Raw genomic sequence first — 18,936 nt, 5'->3', positions numbered from 1 at the left:
TAGAAAGTCAATTTTAACAATTGATATCATTGTTAGAAAAATGATTAATCAATAATTATGCATTTTTTATTTAAAAACAGATATAACAAAGTTGACTATATTAATAAGCCCAATAACAAATTGGGCTTATTGCATATCTCAAAACAACTTAAATATAAGTGAATAAAATGTAAGAAACTTAATTATTTCGCCTTAGCAAGATTTAACTTAATATTATTATCAAGTTTTTTTATCCAACGTTTATAATTTCGGTGAATTTGACCTTTATTATTGGTTAAATTTGTACTGCCAGAAACAAAATTAATTGCATAACCTTCAGCAGAATAAGGTATATTAACAACAACTTGATACTCGCGATTGACTAAAGTAGCACGAATTGTATTTTTATCAGCAACAGTCATTTTCCAATTACTAAATCTGGATGGTTCTTTAGTGGCAGATGCTAAAATAGCTGCTTTTACTTGCTCTTTAGTAAGACCATTCACTTGTGTATAAGTATTTTTTGGAGTGCCATATTTATTATTACCGCAACCAAATAAAAATGAGATGAATAAAAGTATCGATAAATATTTTAATAACTTCATTTATTACTCCTTGAATTATTGTTAATTATGTTCACTTAACGCTTTTTACATATTAATAATGAATGACCAAAACCTAGGCCATCGATATCTTTCTCGACGTGAAAACCTGCATCATTCAGACATTTATAAAATACTTTAGAGTGATAGAAACGACTATTGCCATTTGCCAAGCACGTAAAATATAAAGAAGAAGCATTCAAGCTTAATGCACCCGCTTCAAAATCTTGTCTATCCCAAAAAATATCCATTATGCAAACTGTAGCATCATCTTTCATACTACGGTGAACTAACTTTAAAATGTTTGTAATTTGCTCTTCACTAAAACAATCTAGAAATTGGCTCATCCACCAAACATCTGCTTTATTAGGTAGCCTTTCAGCAGATAATAAGTCTACAGCATAACCATCAATGCGATGTTCTAAACCAATTTGCTTAATATTTTTTTCAGCAACAGTAATTTGTTCTGGTAAATCAAGTAATGTCACCTTAATATCAGGATTGTGTTTTGCACAATAAATTGCCCACTTTCCGGTATTTCCACCAACATCATATATATGTTTGGGGTTTAGCTGGTTAACATAAAGAAAAGCGCTAGGAAATGAGTGATCGGAATAAAAATGATCAAACTCAAACCAACTTTGTTTAGCTTTTTCAGGTAATTGCTGTAATGCTGGATAAATTGTCTTCCAATCTCCAAAAACCTTTAATCCTTTTGGACAACCGCTTTCTAAAGAATCTTGAAGATAGAACATACCTTGATAACAAACATCCTGAGTGAAATTAAGGTTAACATGAGTCATTCTATCATGTAATAAATAATGACCTATTTTACCTAAGATATAATGCGAATCATGTTGATAAATAACATGCATGCTCAAACCAACATCTAACAAAAGTTGAATTGCATAAGGAGATAAAGAAACTTCTTTGACTAAGTTATCAATACTGATTCCTTTTTGACCTGCTCGGTCTAAACACGCCAAAATTCCCTTATTTTTCATGCAAACAATTGCTTGAAATAAAATTGGTGAAAATGCTATTTTTTGCGCTTCAGTAATTGCCTCTAATGCGGTATAGATATCTTTATCATATCCATATTTTGAATTTTCTTGTGTAGCCAATAGTATTGCCTTTTTTAAATTTTGATGTAGTATTTACAAATTATAAATATATGTAATAATTTGGTCAATAAATTAACAAATTATAGTTAATATAAGTAATTAATAAAAATATTAATAAAATGAATTTTTCTTTTGCAGTTGAGAGTTGGTTTGCTTTATCTTCAGGATTATCAAAGAAACATGATTGGGAATTATGGTCTAAAAATCCCGTTCATGATTGGAGTTTACCATTACCTAAAGTAACAAAAATACCTATGATGCAATCTCGAAGAATGAGTATCGCATCACGATTTGCTGTTGAAGTAGGGCTTAATCTTATTGAGAATAATAATTTGGATTTAGCTATTTTCACTAGCCAACATGGCGAATTAGAAAGAACCTATAAAATTTTATCTACACTGAATCGAAATATAGATATCTCGCCAACTGATTTTACTCTTTCTGTTCATAATACCGCCTCTGGATTATTGACTATCGTTAGTAATAAAACGATACCGATAAGCTCACTTTCAGCTCATAATGACAGCTTCCAACAAGGCTTGATTGAATCTCTTGCAGTATTGCATCAAGGAAATAAAAAAGTCTTATTGATTGACTTTGATGGATTGGTTCCTGAAGCATACCACAAAGAAATCAAACCGTTAGTTCCTGCTTATGCAGTTGGATATATATTGGCAAAAGGTAATGAAATTAATTGCCAAAGCATCAAAAAAACACCGAAGATTTATCAGCCCGATTATCCTCAATCTCTTGCTTTTTTGCATGCATATTTGAATAAACAAAAACAATTTACAATACAAGGAAATACTCAGGATTGGCAATGGACATTAAACCTTTAGTAAAAAAAAATAATTACAGCATCAACCAATGGTGGCGATTATTTGCTACTGCATTAGGATTCATGCTTTTTGGATTATGTGGTTTAATTGTATTATCAATATTGTGGTTTAGCTTATTAAGGCTATTTGTTTGGAATAAAAACAAACGAATCGTTATTGTTCAAATAAGTATCAGTTTTAGTTTTAGAATTTTTATAAGGATATTAAAATTCTTAAACGTCATTCAATATCAATTTGATGGCCTCGAAAAACTTAATCAAGATAAAAGTTGCTTAATCGTTGCTAATCATCCTTCTTTACTTGACTTTGTACTCTTAGCATCTGTTATGCCTCGTTGTGATTGTTTGGTTAAGGGAGCATTACTTCATAATGTTTTTGTCAGCCGAATAATTAAAACAGCAGGCTATATCCTAAATGCTGAATCTGAAAAAATATTACCACAGTGCCAGAATATACTACTAAATGGAGGCCGAATATTAATATTTCCAGAAGGAACAAGAACTGTCCCTAATCAACCAATAAAATTACATAGAGGTGCTGCTAATATTGCTTTACGCTGTCATGCAAACATCCGTGTAGTTCATATTCAATGTGATCCACCTTATCTAATTAAACATCAAAGGTGGTATGACATACCAACCCAAAAAGCTTCTTTTAAAATTACAGTTGGAGAAAAGATTTTGATTGATGATTTTATGGATCAAAATACAACTATTGCAGCAAGAAGATTAACCAGCTATTTAACCTCATTTTTTACTAAAAGTAGGATAAATTAATATTGATCAAATAGAAAAAGGAAACCTAATGGAAAACTTACATCATGACATTAAAGTACTTATAATTGAAGTTCTTAATCTTGAAGATATCACACCTGATGATATTGAAACTGAAGCGCCATTATTCGTCGAAGGATTAGGCTTAGATTCAATAGATGCATTAGAGCTTGGTTTAGCTATTAAAAAAGAATATGGTATTGTTTTATCGGCTGAAAGTGACGAAACTAAAAAAGCGTTTTATTCAGTCAAGACATTAGCTAGTTTTATCTTATCACAAAAACAATAAGGAGCATTATAGTATGGAAAAGCAACAAATTTTTGAACAAGTCAAATCTGTACTAGTGCAAATTTTTGAACTACCTGAAGGTGACATAAAACCTGAATCAAAACTATTTGAAGAACTAGATCTTGATAGCATTGATGCTGTTGACTTAGTTGTGCATCTACAAAAGCTGATTGGTAAAAAAGTAGAGCCTGAAACTTTTAAATCAGTTAGAACGGTACAAGATGTTGTTGAAGCCGTATATAATCTATCAAATACAAAATAATTGGCATGAAAAAAATTAAGTTAATAACAAAATGTGTAACAAGTATTTTAATCGTTTGTTACCCTTTTATTATCTACTTATCTATGCAAAATAAACATATAAATTTAGCCATTTTATGTTTAATTATTTTATTTCTTATACGGTTAGTAACATTACCGAATGTAATATCTAATATAAAATGGACGGCTAAGATTATTGCTTGTATAGGCATGATCTTAGCATTGACCAGTTGGTTATTTTCTAAATATCAATTACTACTTTATTATCCAGTCATGGTCAATGTAGTATTATTTGTTTTTTTTAGCTACTCTTTATCGCAATCTCAAACTATTATTGAGACATTTGCCAGAATCAAGAATCCAGACTTATCGGTTGATGCGATTCAATATACAAGAAAAGTTACTATATTTTGGTGTCTATTCTTTGTTTTCAATGGAACAGTAGCCTTGATCACTTGTTTAATCAATAATACATATTGGTGGACAATCTATAATGGTTTAATTAGTTATGTATTAATTGGAGTATTTATGGGGGGAGAATGGCTTTTGCGTCGAAGAATTCAACAATAGTTAAACTATCACAACAGTTATCACGCCCTGAACATGAAATTATAGCTTTTAGAAATAAGCAACCATTATCAATACGTGATTTAAAAAAACAAGTTTTACTACTAAGCAACGCATTACATCATAACCCTAATAAACATTGGGCGTTATATATGCAAGACAGTTTTAATTTCGTTGCGGGGTTGCTTGCTCTTTTCTATGTTGGTAAACATCCATATTTACTTAATCCACATTATCAAGAATTACAGCATCATTTTGAAGGATTATTAACAGACAACGTAGAGATTAATAAAAAAGAGCTTCTGAAAAAAGAGATTGTCACTATAGATCAAATTAACTCTAATAACTTAATAGAGGATTCTCAATTAATTAACAATGATTTTAAACAACAAACATTAACACTATTTACTTCTGGATCGACAGGATTACCTAAATCAATTGACAAATCAATTTTACAGCTTGAGTACGAAATTCAAGAACTCCAAAACAATTGGGGGGAATTTAACAATGATTTATTTCTTTCATCAGTTTCACACGAACATATGTATGGTCTAACATTTAAAATAATGTTATCTCTATGTAGTAAAATACCTTTTGTTTGTGAAGCAATACTCTACCAAGAACAGCTCATAACTTATAATAATAAAAAAATTATTTATATTACAACGCCTTCCATTATTAAAACTTTAGATAGTAAATTACCAAAAATTGATTGTGACAAAGTTATTTCTTCTGGAGGGAAACTCACTTATGAAGAGGCTCAATTCTGTAAACAAAATTTTAATGTACTCCCAAATGAAATATATGGTTCTAGCGAAACAGGCATTATCGCAACTCGCCAGCAAGAACATATTAATACTGCTTGGCAATTATTTTCTTCAATGAAAATTGAATATATCTCAGAAAGACCTCAGCTAATTTCACCTTTATTAGCACAACCTGAGCCGTTAAACGATAAACTAAAAAAGGTTGATGATAACCATTTTCACTTGATTGGTAGAATAGATAAAATTATTAAAATTTCTGAAAATAGAGTCTCGCTAACTTATATTGAAAACCAAATTAACCAGCTCAATGAAGTACAACAGGCAATTATTATCCCAATAGAACAAAATAATAGAACAGTATTGGGGGCAATTATCGAATTATCGCCGAAATACAAACAACAACTAAAGCACAATGATCATTTCAAATTAACACAATATTTTCGACATTTATTGATAGATACATTATCATTAAACGAAATGCCTAAAAAATGGCGATTTATTGATTCTTTACCTAAAAATTCTCAAGGGAAGTGTACTTATATTGAATTAAAGAAATTATTTGAAACATCAGAGAAAAGAATGAAAAAAGAATTTTCAAAGGAAATTAGCATTAATTTTAGTGACACGCAAGCTGACATTGAACTGCATATATCACCAGATCTGTTCTGGTTTAAAGGACATTTTCCATCCCAACCATTACTACCTGGCGTAACTCAGCTTAATTGGGTTGTACATTATGCTAAAAAATGTTTTGATTCAGCATTATATTTATCATCAGTAGATGTGATTAAATTTCAATGCCCTGTCCTACCAGAAGATCATTTAATGCTGCATTTGAAATGGGATAAAGATACTAATAAATTAGAGTTTACTTACACATTTATTACACCTAATGATAATGCAAAAATAGCAAGTTTAGGAAAATTAACATTATGTCGGTAGTTCCATTTTTTATTCCTTCTAATTATTGCTTTGTTATTCCTTGCTATAACCACAGTGAAGCATTACTTGGTGTTCTCAAACATCTTGCATCTTATGAGATAAATTGCATTTTAGTCGATGATGGAAGTTCAGTTAATGAAGTTCAAAAAATGGATCAAATTATCGCCTTGTTTCCGTGGGTCACGCTACTCCGTTTAAAAACAAACCAAGGAAAAGGTGCGGCAGTTATGACAGGATTGGAATATGCATATAACCAAGGTTATGCCTATGCAATACAAGTAGATGCGGATGGTCAACATGATAGCCAGATTGTAAAAAAACTTATTGAACAATCATTACAAAATCCTCATGCCTTAATATCTGGTTGTCCAATATATGATAATAGTGTCCCTAAACATCGGCTTATTGCCCGATATATAACGCATTTTTGGGTATGGATTGAAACCTTATCTTTTTCAATAAAAGATAGTATGTGTGGATTTCGTGTTTATCCTTTACAAGCAACATGTAATCTTATTAAGCAATCCAATATAGGAAAAAGAATGGATTTCGATACAGATATCATGGTCCAATTATATTGGAAAGGTATACCGTCTATTTTTGTGCCAACTAAAGTCACATATCCTAAAGATGGCATATCACATTTCAAAGCGTTTAAAGATAATTTACTCATTACCAAGATGCATACTAAATTATTTTTGGGAATGCTTCCACGCATACTACCGTTAATAAAAAGGAATTATAAAAAAAACGATGAGCAAATTCATTGGTCGCAAACACAAGAACGAAAGGGCTTATTTGGAATTAGATTAATTCTGAAGTTTTACCGCATATTTGGTAGAAAAACCTCTAAATTAATTATGTTTCCTGTTATCACCTATTTTTGGCTAACAGGAAAAAAACAACGTCAAGCATCTAAGCAGTATATAGAAATAATAAGTAATTATTATAAAAATATTCCTCTTATTAATAAAAATCAGCTCACTAGTTTTCACCATTTTCAGCGCTTTGGTGAATCGTTTCTAGATAAAATAGCATGTTGGCAAGGAGACATAAAAATAGACGATATTTATTCGCCCAATATGGATACTTACTTAGATTTAATATCTAATAAACAGGGTATTATCTTAATATGCTCACATCTCGGAGATGTTGAAATATGCAGAGCGCTTGCTCAACTATCACATAATATCAAAATTAATACTCTTGTTTTTAGAAAACACGCTGCTCGTTTTAATCAAATTCTTAAAGAAACTAATCAAGCATCAACCTTCAATCTAATACAAGTAGATTCAATTGGTGCTGACACTGCAATTTTACTTAAACAAAAATTAGAACAAGGCGAATGGGTTGCGATTGTTGGTGACAGAACATCAAGCAATCCACACCAAAGAATGCTTGATGAATCAGTAAGCTGGGCTGATTTCTTAGGCAAACCAGCTCCTTTTCCAAAAGGACCATTCATATTATCTTCAGCTTTAGGTGTTCCTGTTTATTTAGCCTGGGGATTAAAACCAAACGGACGTTTTCAAATATACTTTGAGCATTTTGCCGATAAATTAAAAATATCAAGAAAAAACCGTAAAGCTGAACTTGATTTAATCATACAAAATTATGCAAAAAGATTAGAACATTATTGCCTATTATCGCCTCTCGATTGGTTTAATTTTTACGACTTTTGGCAATTTACTCAACCTAAAACAAATGACATACACATAAGTAATAATAAAGATGAAGAATAATTTTAACCACAGTGTAACAATTGAATATACAACATCATTTCATGATACCGATGCAATGGGTGTAGTTTGGCATGGTAATTATCTGAAACTTTTTGAAAGAGCTAGAGAAGCATTATTCCAGAAATATAATTATGGATATATGGATATGCAAAAGTCAGGATATATTTGGCCAATAGTTGATGCTCGTATCAAATATACTAATTCAACTTTTGTAGAACAAACTCTACTAATTACGGCTCAATTAGAAGAGTATGAAAATCGAATAAAAATTAACTATACCATTAGGGACAGTAAAACTGGTAAAAAAACAACGTCTGGTTATACCATTCAAGTGGCTGTATGCATGACAACGAAAGAGATGAGTTTTGTTACACCTACAATTTTTTTAGAACAGTTCGGATTATTAAAATGAAAAATTACTTAGTCGCTTTATTAACTTTTTTTATAGCTTTTTTTACGACTGTTGCACAAGCAATTACACTTGAAGATATTCAACAGCAATTTAGCAAAAATAAAATTATGCGAGCTGATTTTATACAATATCGCTATATAAATGGTTTACCAAACCCATTACATTCAACTGGAAAAATGATAATATCCCAAGATTTAGGTTTATGGTGGCAACAGCAAACGCCTTTTGTCATTACCTTAAAGATAAATTCAAAACGAATGGAACAAAGTATTGAAGATCAAAAACCTCAAATCATCACTGCTGAAAGCCAACCCCAACTCTTTCAGTTTAACAATTTGCTTACAAGTCTTTTTATTGCTGATAAAGAGATGCTAGAAACTAATTTTGATATCGAATTATCTGAACAAAATAAACATTGGATTCTTACACTCACCCCAAAAGTAACACCATTAAATAAAATTTTTAAACAAATAATACTCATTGGAGCAACACATTTAGAAAAAATTACCATAAATGATATGCAACATGATAAAACTACCCTTGAATTTTTGAATCATCAAACAACGAAATTAGCACAACATGAACAATCATTATTCAAATAATAATATAAAAAAATTAAAAAATTGTGCTATTGTATGGCTTATTACTGTAGTTTGTTTACTGCTAACTGCATCTTATCTTTTTTCTAATAGTAAGATTAATAGCAGCGTATTATCTTTGCTTCCTCAAGAGCAAACAAACAATATTCCTATGGAGTTTATCAATGGATTTCAAGACAGACTTGATAAACAATTAGTATGGTTAATTAAACCTGCCGATCCTAATAATTTAGAATCAGTAAAATGGTGGTATCAAAATCTAAATAAACAACCATTTATCCACATAATCAGTGGGCTTATGGATGAGCAATTTCAACAAAACTGGGGGATATTTGCTTATCAATATCGTTATCAACTTATGGATGAAAAAACGATCGAACGACTTAAAGCTCATAAACAGTTTGCTTGGATTCAAAGCCAAATATATTCACCATTTAGTGGTGTAAGCGCAAAAGAGCTTAATAGCGATCCACTTCTCTTAACGCGCTCATCGCAATTAAATCAACTTGGCAACACAGGTAGCCTAACCGTCAAAAATGGCTGGTTATCAAGCCAAGATCAGCAAGGTAATGTGTGGTACATGATCTATGCAGAATTAAATGGCTCATCGTTTAATATGCAACAATCACACCAAATTGTTACGCAACTAAATAAACTTAGTGAGCAATTAAAAGCTAAGTGGCCAGATACAGAAATCTTAAAACGCGGCGTATTATATTATAGCGATAATGCAAGTTTAGCTGCTAAAGAAGATATTTCAACAATAGGCAGTTTATCAATAATTGGTATCATTATATTAATTATTATAGTATTCCGATCTGTTATACCAATCTTGCTGTCACTATTATCCATTTTTATAGGTATAGTTTGCGGTGCAGTAGCTGTATTAACCATCTTTGGTGAAATCCATGTCATGACGCTAGTTATGAGCACCAGTGTAATAGGCATTACAATTGATTACTCATTACATTATCTAACTGAGCGATTATTACATGGTAATCAAGATTCAACCTATGTTAGCTTAAAAAAATTGCTAGTAACATTAACTATTGCTTTATGCTCAAGCCTTATTGCTTACTTAATTTTATTAATAGCACCATTTCCAGGATTAAAGCAGCTTTCAGTTTTTGCTATATTTGGATTAATAGGTGCATTTCTAACTGTTATTTTTTGGTATCCTTTCTTAACCCCCAAATTACCTGCTCGCGAAAATGTGGCTTCTCAGTTTTTGACCTTTTGGCTTAATCTTTGGCAAAATAAAGGCGTTCAATGGTCAATGATATTATCAGCAATAATATTTATAGGATATGGTATAAACAACCTAACTATAGATGATGATATAGGTAAACTACAAGCTTTGCCTGTTCAACTACAAAAAGAAGAACAAGCTATTATAGATATAACGCATCAAACAACAGATCAAAAATGGTTCATTGTGTTTGGTGATACAGCAGAACAGACATTACAGCGATTGGAACAATTTTTACCGAAATTAGAACAAGCAAAACAAGCTGGTTTATTTAAACAATATCAATCCATAAATTTACCGTCCATTGCAAAACAGCAACAGAATATAGAATTAGTCGATCAATACATGCCTGAAATAATATCTTCACTTAAACAAATTGGCATAGAAACTCAATTACTAAATTTGAACGACACAAAAACCCTTATTACACCAACATTATGGGAAAATAGTGAAATTAGCCAAGGTAGAAAACTACTTTGGTTAACGCGAAAAAATGGCAAAAGCGCCACACTTATTCCGATCAGTGGTATAAATAAATTAGATAAAATCAGGGAATTATCTTATGAAAATAAAGGAGTTTATTGGTTAGATCGTCGTACTGAATTTAATAATATGTTTACTAACTACAGAATTCATCTATCCCAACTACTTACAGGGGCTGTAGTAATAATATGTTCATGTTTTGTTTTCCACAATCGTAAATATGGTTTAAAAACTGCATTAAAAAGTGTGCTACCAACATTATTATCAATCGGTATTGCACTTTCTGTACATGGTATTATCAATCAAGCACTTAATTTATTTTCGATGTTAGCACTCATTCTTGTCATTGGCATCGGTATAGATTATAGTCTCTTTTTAAGTAATTATAAAAGCCAAACTCGAAGTGCTTTATTAGCTGTAACAATGGCGGCATTAACAACTTTATTGTCTTTTGGATTACTTATAATAAGTCATACAAATGCAATCATGGGGTTTGGGCTAGTGCTAACCAGTGGTATTCTTGCCGCTTTTTTATTTGCTCCACTAGCCATAAAAAAATATACAGTGTATTAAAATAAATAATAATCAGGTAATTAAGGATGAAAAGATTTACGATATTAATTTTATTTTTGTTAACAATGCTTGTCTCAGCTTGTGCAACCAAAACTCAATCAGAAGCATGGTTAACGAAAGAAGTTAAAATTAACCTCCCAATGATCAATTTGAAACAAAATTATCATGATCAACAGCTATTAAAGTTTAAATATAATGATCAGGAAAATTCAATCATTACTTTAGTTGATGTAAACGATAATCAATTAAAAGTTGTTGGTCTTTCAGCTCTTGGTATTCGGCTTTTTGAAATTGAATATAATGGTGAGCTTATTAACTCAAAAAATAATATCTTTGTTAAAGAGCTCCCCCCGCCTGAACAAGTATTATCAGATATTATGTTAAGTATCTTACCGATTTCAGAATGGCAAACTGTGTTACCTCAAGGTTGGCAGCTTGTTGATAGAGATCTGCATAGAACACTAAGCGATGATAAACAACAAATTATCGTTGATATTACTTATACTGAAAAAGCATCAGAGCATATTAGAAAACCTATTCAAATTGAACATCACATATTTGGTTATCAAATTACAATACAAAGCATGGACACAAATTAAAATGGTTTATATTACTGCCGTTGGTGCAATTAATTCTTTAGGTAATAATTTAACTGAAATTAAGCAGGGTTTAACTAAAAACTATTGTGCTCAACATTGCTTAATTGAACAAGAGGGTTGGCTACTAGATGGTCAGAAAACTTGGTTAGGAAAAGTTAATGCTAATTTACCTAGCATCCCTGAACACTTGCAAAAATACGTAACACGCAACAACCAATTACTTTATGCTGCTTACTTACAAATTCAATCAGAAATTGAATCAGCTATTAAACAGTATGGTCATAAACGAATTGCTATTATTATGGGTACAAGTACTTCAGGGATTCATGAAGGGGATATAAATGTAAAACATTATTTGCAAACACAAAACAGTGCTTCTTCTTTCACCTATAATCAACAAGAATTAGGCGATCCTTCATGTTTCTTAACGGCATTACTTGAATTAAAAGGCCCAAGCTACACAATATCAACTGCTTGTACCTCAAGTGCAAGGGCGATTATTAGTGGAAAAAGATTGATTGAAGCAGGGTTAGTTGATGCAGCAATTGTTGGTGGCGCCGATAGTTTAGCAAGAATGCCAATTAATGGCTTTAATGCGCTTGAATCACTTTCTACCACTCCATGTATGCCTTTTGCAGAAAGCCGTAATGGCATAAACATTGGAGAATCTAGTGCTATATTTTTACTGACTAATAAAAAAACAAGTGATTATGCAATATTAGGAACGGGGGAATCGTCTGATGCTTATCATATATCCTCCCCTCACCCTGAAGGGTTAGGGGCAGAAAAAGCCATGCGAGCAGCATTAGATAATGCAAATCTATCCTTAAATGATATTGGTTACATTAATTTACATGGCACAGCAACCATATTAAATGATCTTGCTGAAAGTAAAGCGGTATATAGGTTATTTAGCCAAAACTTGGCTCCCTGTAGTTCAACAAAGCACTTAACGGGGCATACTTTAGGTAGTGCAGCGGCAACAGAATTGGCTATTAGTTACCTATTATTAGATCAAGATATTTATTTACCACAGCAAGATTTTTCAAAATCAGCATTTGATAAAAATCTTGATGAAATCAACATAGTTACTGAAAACATGATGTTAAAAACCCCAATTATAATGTCAAATTCATTTGCTTTTGGTGGTAACAACTCATCACTTATTATTGGAAAAATATAATGCGATATTCTCCAGCAAATTATTATTTACCACATGAAAGTCCTATGGTAATGATAGAAAAGGTTCATCTAATCACAGATGAACAATGTATTTGTAGTGTACAAGTAAGCAAAACCAGCGTTTTAGCACCATTTTTAAATAGCGATTACTCGTTATCTAATTTTTACGCCATTGAATTAATGGCTCAAACAATTGGCGTATGGAATGGATACTATGGCTTAATGAAGAATAGTAAACCAGTTTTAGGAATGCTATTAGGTGGACGATCAATAAAAACAACATTACAAAACTTCCCTCATAATTGTCGCTTAATGATACATACTAATTTAGTGCTTAACGATGCTAGATTAGCCAATTTTGACTGTAATATAATGATTGATGAACAATGTGTAGCGACAGGTAAACTTAATGTTTACGAACCAACTTTATCAGAACTTGATCAATTATTTGGTAAAACACGATTAGGAGAAGAAGAATAATGAAACGAACAGTCCTTGTAACTGGTGCAAGTAAAGGAATTGGTAAAGCTATTGCTTGTAAACTTTCGCAAGATGGGTTTGATATTGTTGTCCATTACCATAGTGATAAACAAGGTGCACTAGAAACACAACATATCATTGAACAGGCAGGTGGAACAGCTCGATTAATACAATTTGATGTGAGCAATCGTTTACAGTGCAAACAAAATATCGACGCCGATATAGAACAATATGGTGCTTACTATGGTGTTATCAACAATGCTGGTATTATTCGAGATGGCGCTTTTCCTTCTTTAACTGAAGATGATTGGACTAAAGTTATCCATACTGATCTCAACAGTTTTTACAATGTACTACATCCTTGTGTAATGCCAATGATAGGGCTACGTAGTGGCGGAAGAATCATTATCGTCTCATCAGTGTCAGGTATAGCGGGTAACCGTGGCCAAGTTAATTATAGCGCAGCAAAAGCGGGAGTAATCGGTGCAAGTAAAGCATTGGCACTTGAACTAGCTAAGCGAAAAATAACCGTGAATTGTATTGCTCCAGGTTTAATTGATACCGGCATTTTAGATATGGAGCCTATTGCATTACAAGAAGCAATGAAAATGATCCCATTAAAACGCATGGGACAAGTGGATGAAGTAGCAGGTCTGGCTAGTTATTTAATGTCTGATTTGTCAGGATATATAACCAAACAAGTAATTTCAATCAATGGAGGAATGATATGACTAAAAGAGTTGTCATAACTGGAATGGGGGGAGTTACCTCCTTGGGTAATGATTGGAATAGTATTGAGTCAAGCTTAAAAAAATTAGAAAATGCTGTAAGGTATATGCCAGAATGGGAAGTTTATGAAGGTTTGCACACTAAGTTAGGTGCACCTATTGACAACTTTGAAATACCTGAGCACTACACACGAAAAAAAATACGCTCAATGGGACGTGTTTCTCTACTATCAACAAAAGCCACAGAAATTGCCCTTGAAAAGGCCGGATTATTAGATGACCCAATGATAACTAATGGCGATACAGGAATTGCATTTGGCTCATCAACAGGAAGTACTGACCAAGTAGCCGCCTTTGGTGCTATGTTAAATGACAAAAATACCAATAATATTACAGCAACCACTTATATACAAATGATGCCTCACACGACAGCGGTAAACACAGGATTATTTTTTGGTTTAAAAGGCCGCTTAATTACAACGTCGAGTGCATGTACATCAGGTAGTCAAGCAATTGGTTATGCTTATGAAGCCATCAAATACGGTATACAAACAGCAATGGTAGCTGGTGGTGCAGAAGAGTTATGTCCTTCAGAAGCAGCCGTTTTCGATACTTTATTTGCTACCAGTCAACAGAATGATAATCCTAAAAGCTCTCCTCGTCCATTTGACAAAGATCGCGATGGCTTGGTAATTGGTGAAGGAGCTGGTGCTTTAATTCTTGAAGAATACGAGCATGCAAAAGCACGAGGAGCAAAAATATATGGTGAAATAGTCGGTTTTATGACAAATTGTGATGCAAGCCATATTACTCAACCACGTAAAGAAACAATGAAACTATGTATCGAACAAGCGTTAAAAAAAGCTAATTTATCACCAGCGGATATTGGTTACATCAGTGCTCATGGTACAGCTACCGATCGCGGTGATATAGCTGAAAGTAATGCAACTTCTGAAATATTTGGTAATCAAACACCTATCTCATCGTTAAAAAGTTATTTCGGTCATACTCTTGGTGCATGTGGGGCATTAGAAGCTTGGCTAACACTTGAAATGATGCACTCAGGTTGGTTCAATCCAACAATTAACCTAAATAATATTGATCCAGCATGTGGTGAGCTTGACTATATAATAGGAACCGGTCGAAATTTAGATATTGAGTATTTTCAAACCAACAATTTTGCATTTGGGGGGATAAATACTTCAATTATCATCAAAAGACTTTAATCTAATCAACACCATAACGATAAAAGGTAGCTAATTATAACTATCAGTATAATTAGCTCAAAAAATCAATTAAAAAGTTGACATTCATCACAAAAAAGGACTATTACAGCCCGTTTTCTTGTCTAAAAAATAATCTTTCTACACTTTTTATCACGTTCTTCGAAATTCTTTCCGATAGTCTTTGCCTACGTTTATAACAGACTGAGATAATTTTATGTGTTTCTAAGTGAGATAAAATAAAGTCGTCACTAGTGCTAATTTCGTCAACTAAGCCTTTATTTTTAGCTTGTGTTGCAAACCAGTGTTCGCCTGTTGCAACTTGTTCGATATCGACATTTTGGCGATACTCTTTAACAAAGTCTTTAAATAAAAGGTGAGTTTCTTCTAATTCTTGTTTGAATTTTTGACGTCCTTCTTCGGTATTTTCACCAAACATTGTCAATGTACGCTTATAAGCGCCTGCCGTTTGTAATTCAATGTCTACATCATGTTTTTTGAGTAAGCGGTTAAAATTAGGGATCTGCGCAACCACACCAATTGACCCGACAATTGCAAATGGTGCTGCCACAATTTTGTTAGCGGTACAAGCCATCATATATCCCCCACTCGCCGCAACTTTATCAACCACTACAGTGAAAGGTATATCACGCTGTCTAAACCGTAATAATTGCGATGCAGCAAGACCATAACCGTGAACAACACCACCTGGGCTTTCAAGCTTAATGACAACTTTATCTTCAGGCTTAATAACAGCTAATACAGCAGTAATTTCTTGGCGTAATTCTTCAACTTCGTGTGCATCCATGCTGCCATTGAAAGATAATACAAATAATTTAGGTTTTACTTGTTGGTTTGTATTACTTTCTACTGGTTTAACTACATTATCTGACGATGTTTGTTCGGCAGATTTTTCTTGTTTTTTATCTTGTTTCTTTTTTTGTTTAGCTACTAATTTCGCTTGCTTTCTCTCATTTTTTTTCTGTTTTTTAAGATCTTTCATAAACAGTTTAGCTTCTAGCTCGTCCATACTTGACATTAACATATCATCTTTGACTTGCTCATATTCTTGGCTAATATCTTTAACTGATAAACGCCCTGCCGCTGTTATGGACTTACGGCGTTGGCTTAATATAAAAATAAGCACGGCTAGAATAGCTATAACCACTGTTACTGTTTCAGCTAAGAAAAGTGAATACATAGAAAACCAATTCATTTAATTATTACCCTTTGATGAAATATACTTTAATTGAATGTATTTAGTTATTATAACAAGATAATTGAAAGTTGTGCCGAAAATCAATAAAGATATAATTGTCGCTTTATTCGGCAAATCAAATTATTTATACTGATAGCCCAAATTACAGTTATATGAGAAAAATATGTCTTTACGACCAATTACCGAAATAGCTAAACAATGCAACATTCCCGAAGAATTTGTCCTACCTTATGGCAAACATGCTGCAAAAGTCGATTTATCCATTCTTAAAACAAACCAAAACAAACCTGAAGGTAAATTGGTATTAGTTACTGCTATCACGCCAACTCCACTTGGTGAAGGTAAAACAGTTAATACTATCGGGCTAAGTGAGGGATTAAATTATATTGGTAAGTCAGCAATCGCTTGTATCCGTCAACCCAGTTTAGGTCCTGTATTTGGGGTTAAAGGTGGCGCTGCTGGGGGGGGGCAAGCTGAAGTATTACCGATGGAAACATTAAATTTACATTTAACAGGTGATATTCATGCAATTACTGCGGCGCATGATTTGGCATCGACCGCATTAGATTCACGCCTTTATCATGAAGAGCGTTTAGGCGATGAATTTACCGCACAAACTGGTTTGCCTCGTTTAAATATTGATGTTAATCGCATTGTTTGGAAAAGGGCAATTGATCATAATGATCGTGCACTTCGTAAAATTATAGTTGGTGTTGGTGGTGGCTTTAATGGTGTTGAACGCCAAGATGGATTTGAAATTACTGCGGCATCAGAACTTATGGCAATCTTGGCATTAGCTTCAGATTTACACGACATACGTGCACGTATTGGTCGTATTATTCTTGCTTATAATACGAAAGGCGAAGCCATTACTGCTGAACAACTTGAAGTTGCAGGCGCTATGACGGTATTACTTAAAAATGCCATTAATCCAAACCTAATGCAAACTGTTGAGCATACACCAGTACTAATTCATGCAGGTCCTTTTGCTAATATTGCCCATGGCAATTCATCTGTCATTGCTGATCGTATTGCGTTACAACTTGCCGATTATGTTGTGACCGAAGCAGGATTTGGTTCGGATATGGGCATGGAAAAATTCTTTAATATTAAATACCGCCAATCCGGCATCAAAGCCTCGTGTGTGGTATTGGTTGCAACGGTGCGAAGCCTAAAATCCAATAGCGGTAAGTATAATATTAAACCGGGGCAAGCTATTCCGAAAGAAATTTCAGAACCCAACGTTGAATTACTGGAAATTGGTGCAGCTAATTTAGCATGGCATATTAACAATGCCAAAAGTTATGGCTTACAAGTAATTGTCGCTATTAATCGCTTTCCACACGACAGTGAAGAAGAATTAGCGTTTTTACAAAAATATGCGATTGAACAAGGTGCATTTGCCTGTGAAGTAAGCGAAGTCTTTACTCAAGGCGGTAAAGGCGCTGAAAAATTAGCAAAACATGTTATTAAAGCATGTGATATGCCAAGTGAAATCAAATTGCCTTATCCTGATAATATGCCTCTCGCTGATAAGATTCAAACCATGGTAAAAAAATATGGTGCTAACAAGGCTAATTTATCAGCCACTGCACTGGAAAACATCAAAGAGATCGAAGAATTAAAACTGGATCATTTGCCACTTTGTATTGCTAAAACGCCAATGTCAATTAGTGCTGATGCAAACTTAAAAAATGTTCCTACCGATTTTGATGTCGATATCAGTCATTTAGCGATATCTGCCGGCGCTGGTTTTATTCGTGTTTATGCGGGTAATGTGATGACCATGCCTGGGCTAGGTACTAATCCTGCTTATAGACAAATCGATATTGACAAAGATGGTAATATTGTAGGTTTAAGTTAATGCAAGAAGTAATTATGCAAACCCAAGAACAATATAAAGCATTTATTGACGAAGAAAACTGTATTGGCTGTGGCAAATGTATTCGTGTTTGCCCAACCGATGCTATAGTGGGCAGTAAGCAAGTATTACACACTATTTTGCCACAGTTATGTACTTCGTGTAGTAATTGTATTAATACCTGTCCAACAGACTGTATTACATTAAGCACTTTAGGCACTGTATTAAGTGAATCAGAAGAGTTAGCGCTAACTGAGAAAAAGCAACAGCGATTAAATCACAACCAATTGGTGCCGCCAACAATTTTGTTTCCTCGGACCACACCGATGGCAAACAAAACTAGCACATCGATCGACCGAAAACAGTCTATCGCCGATGCCATTGCTAGAGTAAAAGCCAAAAAAAACCTCGCTAAATAGCGAGGTTTTCATATTACGATAGAA

At 33.1% G+C, this 18,936-nt stretch carries 20 protein-coding genes; 17 read left to right on the top strand and 3 right to left on the bottom strand.

The features are described from left to right. Positions 1-182: 182 nt before the first annotated feature. Complete coding sequence (locus A9G48_RS08130; RefSeq protein ID WP_051825015.1) at positions 183-584, bottom strand: hypothetical protein; 402 nt, start codon at positions 582-584, stop codon at positions 183-185. A 35-nt stretch (positions 585-619) separates the two neighbouring features. After that, a complete protein-coding gene (locus A9G48_RS08125; protein ID WP_034943496.1) occupies positions 620-1,705 on the bottom strand; it encodes a methyltransferase in 1,086 nt (361 codons plus the stop codon). A gap of 119 nt (positions 1,706-1,824) precedes the next feature. On the opposite strand from A9G48_RS08125, the gene A9G48_RS08120 reads away from it, so the two are divergent. The 15 genes from A9G48_RS08120 (at position 1,825) to A9G48_RS08050 (ending at position 15,416) form a co-directional block, all read left to right on the top strand. Continuing rightward, positions 1,825-2,544: a beta-ketoacyl synthase chain length factor gene (locus A9G48_RS08120; RefSeq protein WP_034943497.1), complete on the top strand. Its 720-nt coding sequence runs from the start codon at positions 1,825-1,827 to the stop codon at positions 2,542-2,544. Further along, the gene (locus A9G48_RS08115) at positions 2,526-3,320 is read left to right on the top strand and encodes a lysophospholipid acyltransferase family protein (RefSeq protein WP_034943498.1); all 795 of its coding nucleotides are present in this window, start codon (positions 2,526-2,528) and stop codon (positions 3,318-3,320) included. The genes A9G48_RS08120 and A9G48_RS08115 overlap by 19 nt, the downstream gene beginning before the upstream one ends. Positions 3,321-3,348: 28 nt before the next feature. Beyond that, positions 3,349-3,606 (top strand): phosphopantetheine-binding protein, encoded by a 258-nt coding sequence (locus tag A9G48_RS08110; protein WP_034943499.1) that lies wholly within the window; start codon positions 3,349-3,351, stop codon positions 3,604-3,606. A gap of 13 nt (positions 3,607-3,619) precedes the next feature. Then, a complete protein-coding gene (locus A9G48_RS08105; protein ID WP_034943500.1) occupies positions 3,620-3,868 on the top strand; it encodes an acyl carrier protein in 249 nt (82 codons plus the stop codon). 83 nt (positions 3,869-3,951) lie between these two features. Beyond that, complete coding sequence (locus A9G48_RS08100; RefSeq protein WP_141672985.1) at positions 3,952-4,437, top strand: hypothetical protein; 486 nt, start codon at positions 3,952-3,954, stop codon at positions 4,435-4,437. Beyond that, positions 4,407-6,143 (top strand): ApeI family dehydratase, encoded by a 1,737-nt coding sequence (locus A9G48_RS08095; protein ID WP_034943502.1) that lies wholly within the window; start codon positions 4,407-4,409, stop codon positions 6,141-6,143. The genes A9G48_RS08100 and A9G48_RS08095 overlap by 31 nt, the downstream gene beginning before the upstream one ends. Beyond that, positions 6,134-7,885, top strand: coding sequence for a glycosyltransferase family 2 protein (locus A9G48_RS08090; RefSeq protein WP_051825016.1), 1,752 nt, complete (start codon positions 6,134-6,136; stop codon positions 7,883-7,885). The genes A9G48_RS08095 and A9G48_RS08090 overlap by 10 nt, the downstream gene beginning before the upstream one ends. After that, complete coding sequence (locus A9G48_RS08085) at positions 7,875-8,297, top strand: acyl-CoA thioesterase (RefSeq protein ID WP_034943503.1); 423 nt, start codon at positions 7,875-7,877, stop codon at positions 8,295-8,297. Before A9G48_RS08090 ends, A9G48_RS08085 begins: the two co-directional genes overlap by 11 nt. After that, positions 8,294-8,899 (top strand): outer membrane lipoprotein carrier protein LolA, encoded by a 606-nt coding sequence (locus tag A9G48_RS08080; RefSeq protein ID WP_034943504.1) that lies wholly within the window; start codon positions 8,294-8,296, stop codon positions 8,897-8,899. Before A9G48_RS08085 ends, A9G48_RS08080 begins: the two co-directional genes overlap by 4 nt. Then, positions 8,877-11,201, top strand: a complete 2,325-nt coding sequence (locus A9G48_RS08075) for an MMPL family transporter (protein ID WP_051825017.1) — start codon at positions 8,877-8,879, stop codon at positions 11,199-11,201. The genes A9G48_RS08080 and A9G48_RS08075 overlap by 23 nt, the downstream gene beginning before the upstream one ends. A gap of 26 nt (positions 11,202-11,227) precedes the next feature. Beyond that, on the top strand, positions 11,228-11,800 hold the full coding sequence (locus A9G48_RS08070; RefSeq protein ID WP_034943506.1) for a DUF3261 domain-containing protein: 573 nt from the start codon (positions 11,228-11,230) through the stop codon (positions 11,798-11,800). A gap of 1 nt (position 11,801) precedes the next feature. Next, positions 11,802-12,983, top strand: a complete 1,182-nt coding sequence (locus A9G48_RS08065) for a beta-ketoacyl-[acyl-carrier-protein] synthase family protein (protein WP_065576059.1) — start codon at positions 11,802-11,804, stop codon at positions 12,981-12,983. After that, positions 12,983-13,462 carry an ApeP family dehydratase gene (locus A9G48_RS08060; protein ID WP_065576058.1) on the top strand — a complete coding sequence of 160 codons (480 nt, stop codon included), beginning with the start codon at positions 12,983-12,985 and terminating at the stop codon, positions 13,460-13,462. The genes A9G48_RS08065 and A9G48_RS08060 overlap by 1 nt, the downstream gene beginning before the upstream one ends. Further along, positions 13,462-14,193: a 3-ketoacyl-ACP reductase FabG2 gene (locus tag A9G48_RS08055; RefSeq protein WP_034943512.1), complete on the top strand. Its 732-nt coding sequence runs from the start codon at positions 13,462-13,464 to the stop codon at positions 14,191-14,193. Before A9G48_RS08060 ends, A9G48_RS08055 begins: the two co-directional genes overlap by 1 nt. Then, positions 14,190-15,416, top strand: coding sequence for a beta-ketoacyl-ACP synthase (locus A9G48_RS08050; RefSeq protein WP_065576057.1), 1,227 nt, complete (start codon positions 14,190-14,192; stop codon positions 15,414-15,416). The genes A9G48_RS08055 and A9G48_RS08050 overlap by 4 nt, the downstream gene beginning before the upstream one ends. A 103-nt stretch (positions 15,417-15,519) precedes the next feature. On the opposite strand, the gene sohB is transcribed toward A9G48_RS08050, so the two are convergent. Then, positions 15,520-16,629 (bottom strand): protease SohB, encoded by a 1,110-nt coding sequence (sohB, locus tag A9G48_RS08045; RefSeq protein WP_065576056.1) that lies wholly within the window; start codon positions 16,627-16,629, stop codon positions 15,520-15,522. A gap of 166 nt (positions 16,630-16,795) precedes the next feature. Between sohB and A9G48_RS08040 the strand changes: the two genes are divergently transcribed. Beyond that, a complete protein-coding gene (locus tag A9G48_RS08040) occupies positions 16,796-18,496 on the top strand; it encodes a formate--tetrahydrofolate ligase (protein ID WP_051825018.1) in 1,701 nt (566 codons plus the stop codon). Continuing rightward, entirely contained in the window at positions 18,496-18,912 is a 417-nt protein-coding gene (locus A9G48_RS08035; protein WP_051634234.1) for an RnfABCDGE type electron transport complex subunit B, read from the top strand. The genes A9G48_RS08040 and A9G48_RS08035 overlap by 1 nt, the downstream gene beginning before the upstream one ends. Positions 18,913-18,936 lie beyond the last annotated feature (24 nt).

The sequence above is a fragment of the Gilliamella sp. wkB18 genome (assembly GCF_001690875.1).
Lineage (GTDB): Bacteria > Pseudomonadota > Gammaproteobacteria > Enterobacterales > Orbaceae > Gilliamella > Gilliamella apicola_A.
This window is presented reverse-complemented; position numbering and strand designations above follow the sequence as displayed.